The organism is Pseudonocardia humida, assembly GCF_023898865.1.
GTDB classification, from domain to species: Bacteria; Actinomycetota; Actinomycetes; order Mycobacteriales; family Pseudonocardiaceae; genus Pseudonocardia; species Pseudonocardia humida.
This window is the reverse complement of the sequence record NZ_JAGSOV010000035.1, coordinates 85637-102371: the sequence shown is the minus strand read 5'-3', so window position 1 is coordinate 102371 and position 16735 is coordinate 85637. Positions and strand designations below refer to the sequence as shown.

15 protein-coding genes are annotated in these 16735 nt (G+C 75.0%); all 15 read right to left on the bottom strand.

What is annotated here, in order from left to right; genetic code table 11:
• Positions 1-3: 3 nt before the first annotated feature.
• Complete coding sequence (locus tag KDL28_RS16260; protein ID WP_252439433.1) at positions 4-1266, bottom strand: methyltransferase domain-containing protein; 1263 nt, start codon at positions 1264-1266, stop codon at positions 4-6.
• Positions 1267-1358: 92 nt separating this feature from the next.
• Positions 1359-2528: a glutamate 5-kinase gene (proB, locus tag KDL28_RS16255; protein WP_252439431.1), complete on the bottom strand. Its 1170-nt coding sequence runs from the start codon at positions 2526-2528 to the stop codon at positions 1359-1361.
• Positions 2515-4011: a GTPase ObgE gene (obgE, locus tag KDL28_RS16250; RefSeq protein WP_252439429.1), complete on the bottom strand. Its 1497-nt coding sequence runs from the start codon at positions 4009-4011 to the stop codon at positions 2515-2517. The genes proB and obgE overlap by 14 nt, the downstream gene beginning before the upstream one ends.
• Positions 4012-4108: 97 nt before the next feature.
• Positions 4109-4366: a 50S ribosomal protein L27 gene (gene rpmA, locus KDL28_RS16245; protein ID WP_252439427.1), complete on the bottom strand. Its 258-nt coding sequence runs from the start codon at positions 4364-4366 to the stop codon at positions 4109-4111.
• 12 nt (positions 4367-4378) lie between these two features.
• The gene (rplU, locus tag KDL28_RS16240; protein ID WP_252439425.1) at positions 4379-4699 is read right to left on the bottom strand and encodes a 50S ribosomal protein L21; all 321 of its coding nucleotides are present in this window, start codon (positions 4697-4699) and stop codon (positions 4379-4381) included.
• A 132-nt stretch (positions 4700-4831) separates the two neighbouring features.
• The gene (locus tag KDL28_RS16235) at positions 4832-7945 is read right to left on the bottom strand and encodes a translation initiation factor IF-2 N-terminal domain-containing protein (protein WP_252439423.1); all 3114 of its coding nucleotides are present in this window, start codon (positions 7943-7945) and stop codon (positions 4832-4834) included.
• A 175-nt stretch (positions 7946-8120) separates the two neighbouring features.
• On the bottom strand, positions 8121-8924 hold the full coding sequence (locus KDL28_RS16230; RefSeq protein WP_252439421.1) for a TIGR03936 family radical SAM-associated protein: 804 nt from the start codon (positions 8922-8924) through the stop codon (positions 8121-8123).
• Positions 8925-9106: 182 nt separating this feature from the next.
• Positions 9107-9640, bottom strand: coding sequence for a GNAT family N-acetyltransferase (locus tag KDL28_RS16225; RefSeq protein WP_252439419.1), 534 nt, complete (start codon positions 9638-9640; stop codon positions 9107-9109).
• On the bottom strand, positions 9633-11591 hold the full coding sequence (locus KDL28_RS16220; protein ID WP_252439417.1) for a TIGR03960 family B12-binding radical SAM protein: 1959 nt from the start codon (positions 11589-11591) through the stop codon (positions 9633-9635). The genes KDL28_RS16225 and KDL28_RS16220 overlap by 8 nt, the downstream gene beginning before the upstream one ends.
• Before the next feature lie 176 nt (positions 11592-11767).
• The gene (gene dapA, locus KDL28_RS16215; RefSeq protein ID WP_252439415.1) at positions 11768-12643 is read right to left on the bottom strand and encodes a 4-hydroxy-tetrahydrodipicolinate synthase; all 876 of its coding nucleotides are present in this window, start codon (positions 12641-12643) and stop codon (positions 11768-11770) included.
• A gap of 94 nt (positions 12644-12737) precedes the next feature.
• Entirely contained in the window at positions 12738-13529 is a 792-nt protein-coding gene (locus tag KDL28_RS16210; protein ID WP_252439413.1) for a TspO-related membrane protein, read from the bottom strand.
• An 87-nt stretch (positions 13530-13616) separates the two neighbouring features.
• The gene (locus KDL28_RS16205) at positions 13617-14447 is read right to left on the bottom strand and encodes an ABC transporter permease (protein WP_252439411.1); all 831 of its coding nucleotides are present in this window, start codon (positions 14445-14447) and stop codon (positions 13617-13619) included.
• Positions 14444-15274, bottom strand: coding sequence for an ABC transporter permease (locus KDL28_RS16200; RefSeq protein WP_252439409.1), 831 nt, complete (start codon positions 15272-15274; stop codon positions 14444-14446). The genes KDL28_RS16205 and KDL28_RS16200 overlap by 4 nt, the downstream gene beginning before the upstream one ends.
• Positions 15274-16209: an ABC transporter ATP-binding protein gene (locus KDL28_RS16195; protein WP_252439407.1), complete on the bottom strand. Its 936-nt coding sequence runs from the start codon at positions 16207-16209 to the stop codon at positions 15274-15276. The genes KDL28_RS16200 and KDL28_RS16195 overlap by 1 nt, the downstream gene beginning before the upstream one ends.
• Before the next feature lie 98 nt (positions 16210-16307).
• The gene (gene ndk, locus KDL28_RS16190; RefSeq protein WP_252439405.1) at positions 16308-16718 is read right to left on the bottom strand and encodes a nucleoside-diphosphate kinase; all 411 of its coding nucleotides are present in this window, start codon (positions 16716-16718) and stop codon (positions 16308-16310) included.
• Positions 16719-16735 lie beyond the last annotated feature (17 nt).

Genomic DNA, 16735 nt, shown 5'->3' with positions numbered 1-16735 from the left:
GCCTCAGCCGGCGACGGCGGGCGAGCCGTGCGAGCGGACCTCGGCCAGCACCGTGGCGTGCGGCTTGGGCACCACGCCCGGCCCCGGCTCGCCGGTCCCGCCGGGCACGACGGTGAGCCGCCAGTCCGGGGCGCCGGGCCGGCCGACGGCCGCCCAGGCCTGCATCGAGCCGACCAGCACCGCGGCCAGGTCGACCCCGGCGGGGCCGAAGCAGCGCAGGGCCTGGCGCCCGTCGGCGGTCTGCACCACCAGGGCCAACCCCACCGGCCCGTGCGAGGTGACCAGGGCCAGGCTGGCGGTCGACGACCCGACCGGCAGGAGGTCCTCGGCGACGAGGTCGATCCCTGCCCTGGCCGGTGTCCCGGAGCCCGCCGCGACCAGCCGGCACGCGCCCGGCTCGGTGAGCGCCAGCCACAACCCGAAGCCGTCCCAGATGTCGGCCTGGCGCAGCGGGAACGGCATCCGGATCACCTCGCCCGGCTCGACGAGCGCGGCGAGCAGGCGGTCGGGGTCGGCGGGCAACCCGTCCGACGGCACCTCGACGGCCAGGTCGGTGCGCCCCAGCACGACCGTGCTCCCGGTCGCCGAGCCGATGCCGCGCAGCCGGATGAACATGCAGCTCTGCACCGAGTCGCTGCGCAGCACCCCGTCCTCGCCGAGGTCGAGCGCGACGCAGAGCTGGCTGCCGCGCACCGCGAGCGGCAGCAGCAGCCTGCCGCCCTCGGCCAGCTGGGCCAACCACTCGGGACGGACGTCGTCGCTGCCGACGGTCAGCACGATCCGGTCGTAGGGGGCGCGCTCGGGGTGCCCGAGTGCTCCGTCGGCGCAGACCAGCTCCACCGGGCCGGCACCGGCCGCGTCGAGCCGGGGACCGGCGGCCGCCAGGTGCGCGGCGGCGTCGTCGATGAGCTCCTGGTCGATGTCGACCGCGACCACCAGACCCTCGCGGCCGACGACGGTGGCCATCAGGGCCGCGTTGTAGCCGGTGCCCGCGCCGATCTCCAGGACCCGCTGCCCCGAGCGCAGCTCCAGCTGCTCCAGCATGATCGCCATCATCGACGGCTGCGACGCCGAGCTCGTGGCGGCCCCCTCGGCGAACCGGATGGGGATCGCGTCGTCGGCGTAGGCCTCGTGCACCGCGAACGAGGGCAGGAACACGTGGCGCGGCACGCTGCGGAACGCGCGCTCGACGGCGGGGCTGCGGATGCGCCCGGCCGCGCACAGCGCGTCGACCATGTGCGCGCCCGCCCGGTCCGCCGCCGTCACCGGCCCGAGTCTGGCCGCCCCCCGCTCATCTGAGCAACCGCTGACCGGTCACTTCTCCGGCACCCGGTCGGGTGCGGGTCGGCCGGGTGCGCTCAGAAGGGCACGAGGTCGTCGGCGTGCACGACCTCGCGGCGCTGCTCGGGGGCCAGGTCGCGGGTGCGCCGCCCGATCAGCGCGGGCAGCTCGCCCGCGTCGAAGCCGGCCACCCCGCGGGCGACCACCGTGCCGTCGGGGGCGACCAGGTCGACGACGTCGCCCGCGTCGAAGTCGCCGGAGATGGCGTGGATGCCCGCGGCCAGCAGCGATCGCCTGCGCCCGACCACCGCGGCCACCGCGCCGTCGTCGAGCTGGAGCCTGCCGCGGACGTCCGCGGCGTGGCGCAGCCAGAACCGGCGCGCCGACATCCGCCGCCCGGACGGCCGGAAAGCCGTGCCGACGGTGGGCCCGCCGGAGCCGACCGCCAGCGCCGCGCCGACCTGCTCGGCCGCGGCCAGCAGCACCGGGATGCCCGCCGCCGACGCCATCGCCGCCGCTGTGATCTTGGTCGCCATGCCGCCGGTGCCGAGGCTGCCCGCGCCGGGGGAAGCGATGCGCACGGTCTCCAGGTCGGTGGGCGCCTCGACCTCGGGCAGCAGCCGCGACCCCGGCCGGCGGGGGTCGCCGTCGTAGAGGCCGTCGACGTCGGACAGCAGCACCAGCGCGTCGGCCCCGACCAGGTGCGCCACCAGCGCGGCCAGCCGGTCGTTGTCGCCCACCCGGATCTCGTCGGTGGCGACCGTGTCGTTCTCGTTGACCACCGGCAGCACGTCGAGCCCGAGCAGCCGCTCCAGCGTGCGCTGGGCGTTGCGGTAGTGCGCGCGGCGGATCATGTCGTCGGCGGTGAGCAGCACCTGGCCGATCAGCTGGCCGTGCCGGCCGAAGGACTCGCCGTAGGCCTGCGCCAGCGCCAGCTGGCCGACGGCCGCCGCGGCCTGCTGGGTGGCCAGGTCGCGCGGGCGGCGGGCCAGCCGCAGCGGGGCCAGCCCGGCCGCGATCGCGCCGGAGGACACCAGGACCACCTGGCTGCCGGCGGCGCGGCGGGCGGCCAGCGCGTCGACGATGGCGTCCAGGCGGGCCGGGTCGAGCCCCCCGGCCAGGCTGGTCAGCGAGGACGACCCGACCTTGACCACGACGCGGCGGGCCGCGCCGAGCGCGGTCCGCGGCGGGACGGGCGGTGCACCGGGTGCGCCGGTGGCGGTCTCGTTCTCGTCAGTGCTCGTCATCGTCGGTGTCGGAGCCCAGGTCGGCGGAGTCCGCTGGGCCGAACAGCTCCTCGTCCGTGTGGTGGCGGCGACGGTCCGCGCGGGCGGCCTTGCGCACCGCGGCGTTGATCCGACCGGTGCGGTCGAGGCGGGCGTCGGTGCCGCGCCGACCCATCATCACCGCCATACCGGCCGGGGTGTTCGGTTCCCAGTCGAAGGTCACATCACCGATCGTCACGGGGCAGCCGGGCTCGGCGCCCGCCTTGGCCAGCGCCTCCTCGACCCCGAGCCGGGCGAGCCGGTCGCCCAGGTAGCCGACGGCCTCGTCGTTGTCGAACGAGGTCTGGCGGACCCACCGCTCTGGCCGCGCACCGCGCACGACGAAGCCGCCGGGCAGCTCGCGGTCCTCCTCGATGGTGAAGCCCGAGTCGTCGACCGCGACCGGGCGCAGCACGGCCCGGGTGGGCTCCGCGACGGGCTGGGCGGCGCGGTGCGCCCGCACCCGCTCGGCCATCGCGAACGACAGCTCGCGCAGCCCGGTCCGGCTGGCCGTGGAGATCGGCAGCACCGGCCAGCCGAAGCGCTCCGTCAGGTCGGCGGTGACGATCTCGGCGAGGTCGCGCGCGTCGGGTACGTCGATCTTGTTGAGGGCGATCAGGCGGGGCCGGTCGGTCAGGTCGCCGCCCAGCGCCGGGGTGTAGCGGGCGAGCTCGTCCTCCAGCGCCTGCACGTCCGAGACCGGGTCGCGGTCGGACTCGAAGGTGGCGCAGTCGACCACGTGCACCAGCACCGAGCAGCGCTCGATGTGGCGCAGGAAGTCCAGGCCCAGCCCGCGCCCCTCGGAGGCGCCCGGGATCAGCCCGGGCACGTCGGCGACGGTGAACACGTCCTCGCCCGCGCTGACCACCCCGAGCTGGGGCACCAGCGTGGTGAACGGGTAGTCGGCGATCTTCGGCCGGGCCGCGGACAGCGCGGCCACCAGCGACGACTTGCCCGCCGACGGGAAGCCGACGAGGCCGACGTCGGCCATCGAGCGCAGCTCCAGGACCAGCTTGCGGGTCTCCCCCGGCTCGCCGAGCAGCGCGAAGCCGGGCGCCTTGCGCGCCGAGGAGGCCAGCGCGGCGTTGCCCAGCCCGCCCCGACCGCCCGCCGCGGCCACGAACCGGGTGCCCGAGCCGACCAGGTCGGCGACGATGTCGCCGAACTCGTCGAACACGACCGTGCCGTCCGGGACGCGCAGCTCCGTGTCCTCGGCGTTGGCCCCGGCCTTGAACCCGCCCTGGCCCTGCTTGCCGTTGCCCGCGGTGGCGTGCGGGTGGTGGTGGAAGTCCAGCAGGGTGTGCACGTTCGGGTCGACGACGAGCACGACGGACCCGCCGCGCCCCCCGTTGCCGCCGTCGGGCCCGCCCAGCGGCTTGAACTTCTCCCGGTGCACCGAGGCGCAGCCGTTCCCGCCGGCGCCCGCAGTGGCGTGCACGACCGCGCGGTCGACGAACCTCGACACCTTGTTCTCCCTCTCTGGTCAGCCCGCCGAACGACAGCGGCGGGCCACCCGTTCCCGGGCGGCCCGCCGCAGCGGAGCTGTGTCTGCCTGCCGGGTCTCAGACCTCGGCCGGCACCACGTTCACGACCTTGCGGCCCTTGGTGTAGCCGAACTGGACCGCGCCCTCGACCAGCGCGAACAGCGTGTCGTCGGCACCGCGGCCGACGCCGGCGCCGGGGTGGAACTTGGTGCCGCGCTGGCGGATGAGGATCTCGCCCGCGCTGACGACCTGGCCGCCGAAGCGCTTCACGCCCAGTCGCTGTGCGTTCGAGTCGCGGCCGTTGCGCGAGCTGGACGCACCCTTCTTGTGTGCCATGGCTGCGTCTCCCTACTTCGACTTCGACTTCGAGATGCCGACGACCTGGACCTTGGTCAGCGGCTGGCGGTGGCCCTGCCGCTTGTGGTACCCGGTCTTGTTCTTGAACTTGTGGATCCGGATCTTCGGGCCCTTGGTGTGCTCGACGACCTTCGCCGTCACCGTGAACCCGGCCAGCGCGTCGGCGTCGGTGGTGACGTCCGCGCCGTCGACCAGGAGCAGCGGCGCGAGGCTGAACTCCGCGCCGGGGTCGCCCTTGACCTTCTCCACGGTGATCACGTCGTCGACGGCCACCTTGTACTGCTTACCGCCGGTCTTGACGATCGCGTACATCGACGCACTGCTCCAAAGCTCGGGGGGACGAAGCGCCTGGTCGCCCAGGCGCGTGCCGCGATGCGCCGGCCGGCTGAGCCGACCGCGGACTGCGGCGCAGGTCTCCAGGGTACGGAAGCGGTTCTCGGAGGGTCAAACCGGGTCGCCCTCCCCCGGTGCCGGGCCGTCCGCGGGGGGCCCTGCGGGCCGCGACGCGGCGCGGCGGGCCCGGCGCGGACGGGTCGCCGCGGTGGGCTCCGGCTGGGGCGGCACCGGGGCGGCGGCCGGGGCGGGGCCCGTGCTCGCCTGGTCGGCGCCGACCGTGACGACCGCGGCGGTGGGGGCGTCGCCGCTGGCCGGCGCGGGTGCGCCGGCCGTGCGGGTGACCCGGCCGCGGCGCCGGGGGCGGGTCTGGCCGTTGCGCTCGTCGGCGTGCCCGTTGGCGCTGGGAGCCGCCGGGGGCGCCTCCTCGGCGGGGGCGTGGCCGTTGCGCTGCTCGACGAGCGCGCGCTCGACCACCACCTCCTCGACGGCGTCGGCCGCCGGGTCGGCGGCGCCCGACCGCTCGTGGTCGGCCGCCGTCTCGACGGCACCGCTCTCGACGGCGCCGGCCGGCACCTCGACGGCGACCGTCGCGGGCTCGACGGCGGGCGCGTCGCTGACGGGGGCGTCGGCGTCGACCTCGACCGGCGCCTCCAGCACGGGAGCCTCGACCTCGGCGACGACGTCCGACGGCGCCGGGGCGAGCCCGCTGGCCGCGGCCACCTCGGCGATCGGGGACGGCGCGCCCACCTCGACGCTCGCCGCGCCGCGGTCGGCGCGCTCGTCGGCGTCGCCGCGCCGGTTGCGCCCGCGCGAGCGGCGCCCGTTCTCCCGCTCGGAGCGGCGGCCGTTGTCGCCGCGCCCGTTCTCGCGGACGGCCTCCTTGCCGTTCTCCCGCCCGGCCTCGCGGACGGGCGCCTCGACGGCCGGGTCGACGTTCACGACCACGCCACGGCCCCGGCAGTGCTCGCACGGCGTGGAGAAGTGCTCCAGCAGCCCGCCGCCGACCCGCTTGCGGGTCATCTGCACCAGGCCGAGCGAGGTGACCTCGGCGACCTGGTGGCGGGTGCGGTCGCGGGCGAGGCACTCGGTCAGCCTGCGCAGCACCAGGTCGCGGTTGGCCTCGAGCACCATGTCGATGAAGTCGATGACGATGATGCCGCCGATGTCGCGCAGCCGCAGCTGGCGAACGACCTCCTCGGCCGCCTCCAGGTTGTTGCGGGTGACCGTCTCCTCGAGGTTGCCCCCGGAGCCGGTGAACTTGCCCGTGTTGACGTCGATGACGGTCATCGCCTCGGTGCGGTCGATGACCAGCGTGCCGCCGGAGGGCAGCCAGACCTTGCGGTCGAGCGCCTTGAGCAGCTGCTCGTCGATGCGGTGCTCGGCGAACACGTCGCTCGGGCCGACGTGGCGGTGCAGCCGGTCGGCCAGCTCGGGCGCCACGTGGCCGACGTAGTTCTGCAGGGTCTCCCACGCGTCGTCGCCCTCGACGACCAGCCGGGTGAAGTCCTCGTTGAACTGGTCGCGCACGACCTTGATGAGCAGGTCGGGCTCCTCGTAGAGCAGCACCGGCGCCTTGGGCCGGTTCGGCCCGGTGGCCTCGGCCTTGCCCTTGATGACGTCCCACTGCACCTGCAGCCTGCGGACGTCGCGCTCCAGCGCCTCGTGGCTCACGCCCTCCGACGCGGTGCGGATGATCACCCCGGCCTCGCTGGGGACGATCTCCTTGAGCATGTCCTTGAGCCGCTTGCGCTCGACGTCGGGCAGCTTGCGGCTGATCCCGGCCGCGCCCCCGGAGGGCACGTAGACCAGGAACCGGCCGGCCAGGCTGATCTGCGTGGTCAGCCGGGCGCCCTTGTGCCCGACCGGGTCCTTGGTGACCTGGACGAGCACGCTGTCGCCGCTGCTGAGGGCCTGCTCGATGCGCCGGGCCTTGCCGCCGAGGCCGGCGGCGTCCCAGTCGACCTCGCCGGCGTAGAGGACCGCGTTGCGGCCCCGGCCGATGTCGACGAACGCCGCCTCCATGCTGGGCAGCACGTTCTGCACGCGGCCGAGGTAGATGTTGCCGACCATGGACGGGCCGGTGCCGCCCTGGCCGCCGCCGACGTCGGCGACGAAGTGCTCGACGAGGATGTCGTCCTCGAGGACGCCGATCTCGACGCGCCTGCCGCGCTCGCGGATGACCATGGTGCGGTCGACGGACTCGCGGCGGGCCAGGAACTCGGCCTCGGTCAGGATCGGGGCGCGGCGGCGACCGGCGTCGCGGCCGTCGCGGCGGCGCTGGCGCTTGGCCTCCAGCCGGGTGGAGCCGCGCACGCTCTGCACGCCGTCGGAGCTGTCGGAGCCGGAGTCGTCCCGGCTCTCCGAGCGGCGGGGCTGGCGGACCTTGGTGACGGTGTTCGGCGGGTCGACGGCGTCGGCGGTGTCGTCCGCGTCGTCAGCCGAACCGCGGCGACGGCGGCGACGGCGACGGCGGCGCGAACCGCCGCCATCGCCGTCGGCGTCGTCCGCGGACTCGTCGGCGGCGTCGTCGTCCTCGGCCTCCGCGTCGTCGGCCGACTCGGCCTCGTCGGTCGCCTCGTCGTCGTCATCGGACTCGTCGGTGCCGTCGTCGGTGCCGTCCTCGGCGCCGCGACCGCGGCCGCGACCCCGGCGCCCGCGCCGGCGACGCCGGCGGGTGCCGTCGTCGTCGAGGTCGTCGCCCGCGCGGTCGTCGACCTGGTCGGTGTCGGCCTCGTCGACCGGTGCGTCGTCCTCGGGCTCGGGCTCCACGTCCAGGACGGGCTCCGGCTCGGGGGCGCGGCGGCGCCGCGACGGGCGCGTCGGGGGCTGGAACAGGGGCGTCGGCGGGGCGAACACCGGCGCCAGCGACGGCGCCGCCCCGGCCACCGGCTCGGGGATCGCCGGCTCGGCGATCCCCGGCTCGGGCGCCGCGACGGGCTCGGCCTCGGAGGTGACCTCGACGACCTCCGGCGCCTCGGCGACCGCGACGGCGGCGCCCGCGGCGTCGGGCGCGAGCGCCGCGATCACCCGCTCGGCGGCCGCCCGGTCGACGCTCGACTGGGCGCTGCGCACCTCGACCCCGAGGTCGGCCAGCGCGGCCAAGACCTCGCGGCTGGTCCGGGAGATCGCCCTGGCCAGGGCGTGCACGCGCATCCGTGCGGGCAGATCGGGTACTCCGACGAGCCCGCCGGCGTTCCCGGCGGGCGGCTCGTTATTCGACATTCAGCTCCTCCGCCCCCGGGCGCCTCCAGTGAGAGGCGGCCGCGCAGGGGCACGTGCAGTTCTCCCTCCGCGCGGTGCGCGCAGGGCAATCCTTCGTCCCAGCCGCCCCGAGGGGCGGATCGTCCTCGACGGCGTGCGACCACCGGTAGGGGCCCGGTGTGAACCGCCCGCAGGCTCAATTCCGGGTGGTGACCCGATCTGAGCCGAGTGGGTCGGCCAGGTCGCCTCGATGGTCGAGCAGTCCCTGGGCCATCCGGGTCGCCTTCGCGGGGGCCGGCGGCCTGAGGCCTGCGACAACATCGAGTGCGCCCAACACGTCGTCGGGTCGAACGGCGGGTGTCGTCTGCCGTACGACCGCCGTCATTATCGCACAGGTTCGACCCGCGCCGGGGGTTCCGTCCGGTGGCACCGCCTCCACCGGCGCGTCGCCGGGTGCCGGCGGGTCGACCTCGGCCCGCACCAGAGCAGCGCGGACGTCGATGTTCCGGCGCCCCGAAGGGGTGACCCGCTCGACGATCAACGAGTCGGTTGCCAGCAGCGCGTCGAGCGCTGCGAGCAGCTCGTGCGGCTCCACGCCCGGCAGCTCCACCCGCCAGCGGCTGGCGTCGATCCGGTCGGCCAGCGCCGCGCCCTCGGCCACCGCGGCGTCGAGCACGTCCAGGCCGGCCGGCAGCGCCGCGTCCAGGGCCGCGGCGAGCTCGGCCGGCTCCATCGGCCGGGTGAGCCCGATCTCGACGTACTCGGCCTCGCTGGCCGACCCCGTCGGGGCCGCCCCGATCCAGGACAGCCGCGGGTGCGGGCTGAACCCGTGCGAGTGCGCGACCGGCACCCCCGCACGCCGTACGGCCCGCTCGAAGCTGCGGGCCACGTCGCGGTGGGACAGGAACCGCAGCCGCCCGCGCTTGGCGAACCGCATGCGGACGCGCTGGACCGTGGGCGGTGCGGGGTTGGCGGCCTCTCCCGGCCTGACGCGGGCCATGCCCCCACCCTAGGGGCTGCCCACCCGATCCCCTCCCACAGCGCCCCTCCCACCCCTCCCACCCCTCCCACCCGATGTCAGGAAAGCCACCATCAGGACGCCAGGTGTCCTGATGGTGGCTTTCCTGACATCCGAGAGCGGGGGCGGGGCGACGGCGGAGTGGGCGGAGGGCGGCGGGAGGGTCAGCGGGGGCGTTCGGCGGCGGGGTGGGGTTCCGCGGCGGGCGGGGCGAGGGTGGACGGGTCGAGGGCGAGCAGCGAGTTGCCGGCCGGGACGAAGCCCTGCCGCAGGTAGAACGGCGTGCTCGCGGCGGTGGGCGCGAGCAGCAGCCTGCGGTAGCGGCGGGTCCTGGCGTGCTCGATCACCGCGGACAGCAGCGCGCCGGGCAGGCCCCGGTCGGCGAAGGAGGCCAGCACGAACGCGTTGCCCACGTGCCCGATCCGCCCGCCGCGGGCGCCGGGGCGCGGCATGTGCACGATCTCCACGACGTTGATCGAGCCGACCGCCGTCCAGCCACTGCGCTCGGAGCCCACCTCGGCCAGCCAGAACGTCCGGCGCGGCTGCTCCACCCGCCACCACTGGGCGAAGGTGGCCTCGAAGCCGGGGTCCTCGACGGGCGCCCCGGTGCGTTCCTCCAGCCAGGCCCGGCGGAGCCCGGCGAGCGCGGTGACGTCGCGCTCGTCGGCCACCCGGATCGTGACCGGTGGATCAGCCACCCGCACTCGCGCCTCCACTGGTCGGTCCCCCGCCGACCACGGTCAGCGGGATCAGCGTGGTGCCGCTGGGGCCCACCTCGATGTCGGTGCCCGTGGACGGGCACACCCCGCAGTCGAAGCAGGGCGTCCAGCGGCAGTCGTCCTGTTCGGTACCCGCCAGCGCGTCCTGCCAGTCGTCCCAGAGCCAGTCGCGGTCGAGGCCGGAGTCGAGGTGGTCCCACGGGAGGATCTCGTCGCGGTCGCGCTCGCGGGTGGTGAACCACTCCAGCGACACGCCCAGCGGCTCCAGCTCGGCCTGCGCCGCGGCCGTCCACCGGTCGTAGGAGAAGTGCTCGCTCCAGCCGTCGAAGCGCCCGCCCTCGCGCCAGACCCGCTCGATCACCCGACCGACCCGGCGGTCGCCACGGGCCAGCAGCCCTTCGATGAGCGAGGGGCGCCCGTCGTGGTAGCGCATGCCGATGTTGCGGCCCAGCTTGCGGTTGCTGTTGACCGCCTCGCGCAGCTTGCGCAGCCGCTCGTCGACGACGTCGGGGTGGGCCTGGGGGGCCCACTGGAACGGGGTGTGCGGCTTGGGCACGAACCCGCCGATGGAGATGGTGCAGCGCACGTCGTTGCGCCCGGATGCGGCCCGGCCCGCCTGGATGACGCGGTGGGCCATGCCGGCGATCTCCAGGACGTCCTCGTCCTCCTCGGTGGGCAGCCCGCACATGAAGTAGAGCTTGACCTGCCGCCAGCCCTGCGCGAACGCCTCGGAGACCGTGCGGATCAGGTCTTCCTCGGAGACCATCTTGTTGATCACTCGGCGGATGCGCTCGGAGCCGCCCTCCGGGGCGAACGTGAGCCCGGATCGGCGGCCGTTGCGGCTGATCTCGTTGGCCAGGTCGATGTTGAACGCGTCGACCCGGGTGGAGGGCAGCGACAGCGAGGTGTTGGTGCCCTCGTAGCGGTCGGCCAGGCCCTTGGTGATCTCGGCGATCTCGGAGTGGTCGGCGCTGGACAGCGAGAGCAGGCCCACCTCGTCGAACCCGCTGGCGCGCACGGCGGCGTCGACCATCTCGCCGACGCCGCGCAGCGACCGCTCGCGCACCGGGCGGGTGATCATGCCGGCCTGGCAGAACCGGCAGCCCCGGGTGCAGCCGCGGAAGATCTCCACGCTGGCCCGCTCGTGCACGGTCTCGGCCAGCGGCACCAGCGGCGCCTTCGGGTAGGGCCAGGAGTCGAGGTCGGAGGTGGTGCGCTTGGTGACCGACGCCGGCGCGCTCTCCCGGGGCCGGACGGCGGCGATCCCGCCGTCGGGCGCGTACTCGACCTCGTACATCGACGGCACGTAGCAGCCGTCGGTGGCGGCGAGGCGGGCCAGCAGCTCCGCCCGGCCACCGGGGCGGCCCTGCGCCTTCCAGTCGCGCACGACGTCGGTGATCTCGCCGACCACCTCCTCGCCGTCGCCCAGCACGGCCACGTCGACGAAGTCGGCGATGGGCTCCGGGTTGAACGCGGCGTGCCCGCCGGCCACGACGACCGGGTGCTCGTCGGTGCGGTCGACGGCGTGCAGCGGGATGCCGGCCAGGTCGAGCGCGGTGAGCAGGTTGGTGTAGCCGAGCTCGGTGGAGAAGCTGACGCCCAGCAGGTCGAACGCGCCCAGCGGGCGGTGCCCGTCGACGGTGAAGGCCGGGACGCGGTGCTCGCGCATCAGGGCCTCGAGGTCGGGCCAGACCGCGTAGCAGCGCTCGGCCAGCGCGTCGGCGCGCTCGTTGAGCACCTCGTAGAGGATCATGACGCCCTGGTTGGGCAGCCCGACCTCGTAAGCGTCGGGGTACATGAGGGCCCACCGCACCGCGGCCGACTCCCAGTCCTTGAGCTGCGCGTTCAGCTCCCCGCCGACGTACTGGACGGGCTTGGCCACGCGGGGCAGGAGGGGTTCGAGATCGGCGAACACGGACGGAGCTGTCACGCTGATCCAGGGTAGCCCCACCCCGGTGGGCCCCCTGTGAGCGCACCCGCCACGCGGTCTCCCCCGCGCCGCCGCCGGCGCCGGAAGTTCAGGAAGGCCACCTTCATGGCGGCCTGGGTTGCGGCGCGGGCAGGGCGAGCGGGCTGGGCGCGGGTTGGAGCGAGGAGCGCGGGTGGCTACAGGAGGGCGGCCGAGCGGAGGGCGGCGCGGACGGTCTCGTGGTGGGCGGGGTCGAGCGGGACGAGCGGCAGCCGGATGCCCGCCTCGCACAGCCCCAGCTCGGCCAGCGCCCACTTGACCGGTATCGGGTTCGGCTCGGCGAACAGCGCGCTGTGCAGCGCGGCCAGCTTCGCGTCCAGCTCGGCCGCGGTCGCCGCGTCGCCGGCCACCGCGGCCGCGCACATCCGGGCCATCAGCTCCGGTGCGACGTTGGCGGTGACCGAGATGGTGCCGTGGAAGCCGGCCAGGATGGACTCCCGGACCGTGGCGTCGTCGCCGGAGTACAGCGCGAAGTCGTCGAGGCCGAGCGCCACCAGCTCGCGGACCCGGTCGAGGGTGCCCAGCGCCTCCTTCAGCCCGACGATGTTCGGCACCGCGGCGAGCCGCTCGACGGTCGCGGGCAGCATGTCGCAGGCGGTGCGGGCGGGCACGTTGTAGAGGTACTGCGGCAGGTCGACGGCCTCGGCGACGGCCCGGAAGTGCCGGTACAGGCCCTCCTGGGGCGGCTTGTTGTAGTACGGGGTGACCAGCAGGGCCGCGTCCGCGCCTGCCTGCTTGGCCGCCGCGGTCAGGTGGATGGCCTCGGCGGTGCTGTTCGCGCCCGTCCCGGCGATCACCGGCACCCGCCCCGCCACCACCTGCACGGTGTTGCGGATGACGTCGGTGTGCTCGGCGACGTCGAGCGTGGCCGACTCGCCGGTCGTGCCGACCGAGACGATCGCGGCCGTGCCCGCCTCGACCGCGCGGTCGGTGAGCTTGGCCAGCGCCGCGTGGTCGACCGCGCCGTCCTCGCGCATCGGGGTGACCAGGGCGACGATGCTGCCGGTGATCATGGGTGGCCTCCCGCCTGGACCGCGGCCTGGGTGCGGTCGCAGCAGAGGGTACGGCCGGAAGGCGCCGCGGACCGAGCCGATGTGACGGGGGACCTCAGCCCCAGGCGGCCCGCTTCGGGTTCCCCGCCGTGCTCACGCGGCGCGCCGTCGCGGCCAGCGCCACCACGATCGCCAGCACCGCCGCCGCCGCGACGGCGCCGGGCCGGTCGTTGAGCGCGATCCCCGCCAGCCCCCACACGACCGCGGCCGCGTACCCGACGACCGCGGTGCCCGAGATCAGCACCCAGCCGACGATCGCCGCCGTGGCCACCAGCACGACGACCCCGGCCACCGTGGCCAGCGCGCCGTCGCCGGGCAGCCCCGCCCACACGCCGGTGGCCGCGGTGCCGAGCACCGTGGCCAGCGAGACCCAGCCCGTGTAGAGCGCGACGGTGCCGCGCAGCACGATCCGCTCGACGACGCCGCTGGCCGGCGTGCGGCTGAGTCGACCGAACACCACCGCCAGCACCGCGAGCAGCCCGACCAGCATCACCTCGGCCAGCGGCAGCCAGCGGGCCCCGAACGAGAGGATCCAGCCCATGTTGAGCACCGCCGACGCGGCCAGCCACCAGCCCGTCTCGCGGTGCACGGCGCGCCGGCGCTGCGCGGGCAGCAGCTGGTAGACCGCGTAGGCGAGGAACCCGAGGTAGATCGGCCCCCAGATGGCGAACGCCCAGCCGGCGGCCAGCAGCGGCGTCGGGTAGTCGCGGGCCACGTCGCCGACGGAGTCGCCCACGCCGCCGATCCCGCCCACTCCGGACACCACGATCTGGGCCACCGCGAGCAGGGCCACCACCGCGCTGCGCACGGTGTCGGTCAGGGCGGAGCGTTGCGAGGTGACCGTCATGGCCACATTGTCACCGCGTCGGAGCACCCCGGCCACAGCAACCGACGGCGGGTCCGGATCCGCACGTCACCGGGTCGTCGCGGCGTGTCACCGCAGCAGCAGCGCCTCCAGCCTCCGGGCCGCGACGGCCCCGCCCAGCACGGCCATCACCAGGAAGTAGGCGACGTGGCCCAGCAGGGCGAGGGACACGGCCCCGGTCGTGAGCCCGCGCATCAGCTCGACGGCGTGGTAGAGCGGCAGGCACTCGACCACCACCTGCAGCCAGCCCGGGTAGACCGACAGCGGGTAGAAGGTGGTGGAGAACAGGAACATCGGCACCGTGACCAGCGTGACCAGGTCGAAGTCCTGCCAGGAGCGCATGAACGAGGTGGCCGCCATGCCCACCGCGGCGAAGGCCAGCGCGACCAGCAGCGCCGCCGGCAGCGCCAGCAGCGCCCACGGCGTGCCGAGCAGCCCGAAGCCGGCCATGACCAGCAGGAAGCCGACGGCGTACAGCCCGCCGCGCACCAGCGCCCAGCCGATCTCCCCGAGCGCGACGTCGACCGCGCCGAGCGGCGTGGCCAGCATGGCGTCGTAGAGCTTGGCGTACTTGAGCTTGAAGAACACGTTGAACGTGGAGTCGAAGACGGCGCCGTTCATCGCCGAGGCGGCCAGCAGTCCGGGGGCGATGAAGGCGGCGTAGCCGATGGGCGCGCCGTCCGGGCCGGGCAGCTCACCGACCAGCGAGCCCAGCCCCTGGCCCATCGCCAGCAGGTAGAACACCGGCTCGAAGAACCCGGACAGGAACACCAGCCACGAGCGGCGCGACGCCGTGGCCGAGCGCTCCAGCAGCAGGTGCGCCCGCCCGGCGTAGCCGCCGGAGGGCAGCAGCCGCCAGGCGCGCGGCGGGTGCGGGACCGTGCCCACCGGGCCGGTCATCGGGCCAACCGCCGGGTGAACGTGCGCACGGCCAGCACCGTGCCGACGCCGAGCAGCGCCAGCAGGTACGCCACGTGCCCGAGGACCGCGGGCCACGGCGGCCACGGGCCGCCCAGCGCGGCCGCCCGGGCCAGCTCGGTGCCGTGCCACAGCGGCGAGACCCCCACCAGCGGGCGCACCAGCTCGGGCAGCCTGTCGACCGGGAAGAAGGTGCCCGAGAACAGGGTCATCGGGATGACGACGAAGCGGAAGATCGCCGGGAAGGAGGCGCCCTCGGTCTCCAGCGTGGCCGAGTAGGCGGTGATCGGCGCCGCGACCGCGGCCCCGGTGAGCACCGAGACCAGCACCGCGAGCAGGATGCCCGGCCCCGCGACCCCACCCAGCAGCGCGATCACCGCGGCGCAGACGAGCCCGGCGCCCGCCGTCTTGACCGCCAGCCAGCCGAGGTGGCCCAGCGCGACCTGGCCCGGGGTGATCGGGCCCGCCGTCATCGCGGTGTAGGTGCGCTGCCACTTGAACCCGGACAGCACCGGGTAGGTGGAGTCGAAGGCGCCGGTCTGCACCGCGGACATGGCCAGCAGGCCGGGCGCGATCCACACCAGGTAGTCGACGCCCCCGGTGGCCGCCGCGACCTGGCCCGAGCCGCGCACGAGCGCCCCGAACCCCACCCCGAAGGCCAGCACGAACAGCAGCGGCTGGACGACGGTGGACACCGCCGTCGCCCGCCAGTTGCGCCGGTACCACTCCCAGTGGTTCTCCACGACCAGCGCCACACCGCCCCAGGGCCCGGGGACGCGCCCGGTGGCCCGGTCGGCCTCGCCGGCCATCAGTCGACCAGGGTGCGGCCGGTGAGCCGGAGGAAGACGTCCTCCAGCGAGGACCGGCGCACCAGCGCGGCGAGCGGCCGGTGCCCGGCCGCGGTGACGGCGGCCTGCGCGGCCTCGCCGTCGGCGGTGTAGACGAGCAGCCGGTCGGGCAGCTCCTCGACCCGCTCCACCCGCCCGGCCAGCACGCCGGAGAGGACGTCGCCGGAGGGCCGGTGCTCGGGCTCGAAGCGCAGTTCGAGGACCTCCCGGGTGGAGTAGCGCCCGATCAGCTCGTGCGGTGCCCCCTCGGCCACGATGACGCCGCCGTCCATCACAACGAGCCGGTCGCACAGCTGCTCGGCCTCGTCCATGTAGTGGGTGGTGATGATCTGCGTGACGCCCTCGCGCTTGAGCCGGTAGAGCCGCTCCCACACCAGGTGCCGGGCCTGCGGGTCGAGGCCGGTGGTGGGCTCGTCGAGCAGCAGCAGCTCGGGGTCGTTGACCAGGGCGCGGGCGATCGTCAGCCGCCGCTTCATGCCGCCGGACAGCGGCTCGACCTCGTCCTCGGCGCGCTCGGTGAGCCGGGCGAACTCCAGCAGCTCGACGGCCTTGGCCCGGACCGCGGACCGCGACAGCCCGAAGTAGCGCCCGTAGAGGTGCAGGTTCTGCCGGACGCTGAGCTCGAGGTCGAGGTTGTCCAGCTGCGGGACGACCCCGATGCGGGACCGGATGGCCGGCCCGTCGCGGTCGGGGTCCATGCCCAGGACCTGCAGGTCGCCCGCGCTGCGCGGGGACACGCAGGCGATCATCCGCATGGCCGAGGACTTGCCGGCGCCGTTGGGCCCCAGGAAGCCGAACACCTCGCCGCGCCCGACGTCGAGGTCGATCCCGCGCACGGCCTCGACGCGACCGAAGCGCTTGGTCAGCCCGCGGGCCTGCACGAGTCCGTCCGCCATGGGTCAGACCGTACGTCGGACCCCCGACAGACCCGCTCGATCGGCCCGGGGGCGGCGGAGCCTGCGGCGCGGGGCGGCGACGCCGCCCCGCGAGGGCGTCAGAGGGCGGGGAACCAGAGCTTGATCTCGCGCGCCGCGCTCTCCGCCGAGTCCGAGCCGTGCACCAGGTTGAACTGGGTCTCCAGGCCGAAGTCGCCCCGGATCGTGCCCGGGGTGGCCTTCTCCACCGGGTCGGTGCCCCCGGCCAGCTGCCGGAACGCGGCGATCGCCCGCGGGCCCTCGACCACCGCGGCCAGCAGCGGCCCGGAGGTGATGAACTCCAGCAGGTCGTTGAAGAACGGCTTGCCGTCGTGCTCGGCGTAGTGCTGGGCGGCCAGCTCGTCGTCGATGGTCCGCAGCTCCGCCGCGACCAGGCTGAGCCCCTTCCGCTCGATGCGGGACAGGACCTCGCCGACCAGCTTGCGCTGCACGCCGTCGGGCTTGACCAGGACCAAAGTGCGCTCACTCACGCAGGGCAGCGTATCGG

Coding starts and splice junctions, on each gene's coding strand:
- rplU (WP_252439425.1), bottom strand. CDS start 4,699: ATGTACGCGATCGTCAAGACCGGCGGTAAGCAGTACAAGGTGGCCGTC.
- rpmA (WP_252439427.1), bottom strand. CDS start 4,366: ATGGCACACAAGAAGGGTGCGTCCAGCTCGCGCAACGGCCGCGACTCG.
- KDL28_RS16210 (WP_252439413.1), bottom strand. CDS start 13,529: ATGACGGTCACCTCGCAACGCTCCGCCCTGACCGACACCGTGCGCAGC.
- proB (WP_252439431.1), bottom strand. CDS start 2,528: ATGACGAGCACTGACGAGAACGAGACCGCCACCGGCGCACCCGGTGCA.
- dapA (WP_252439415.1), bottom strand. CDS start 12,643: ATGATCACCGGCAGCATCGTCGCCCTGGTCACCCCGATGCGCGAGGAC.
- KDL28_RS16235 (WP_252439423.1), bottom strand. CDS start 7,945: ATGTCGAATAACGAGCCGCCCGCCGGGAACGCCGGCGGGCTCGTCGGA.
- KDL28_RS16205 (WP_252439411.1), bottom strand. CDS start 14,447: ATGACCGGCCCGGTGGGCACGGTCCCGCACCCGCCGCGCGCCTGGCGG.
- KDL28_RS16195 (WP_252439407.1), bottom strand. CDS start 16,209: ATGGCGGACGGACTCGTGCAGGCCCGCGGGCTGACCAAGCGCTTCGGT.
- KDL28_RS16230 (WP_252439421.1), bottom strand. CDS start 8,924: ATGGCCCGCGTCAGGCCGGGAGAGGCCGCCAACCCCGCACCGCCCACG.
- KDL28_RS16200 (WP_252439409.1), bottom strand. CDS start 15,274: ATGGCCGGCGAGGCCGACCGGGCCACCGGGCGCGTCCCCGGGCCCTGG.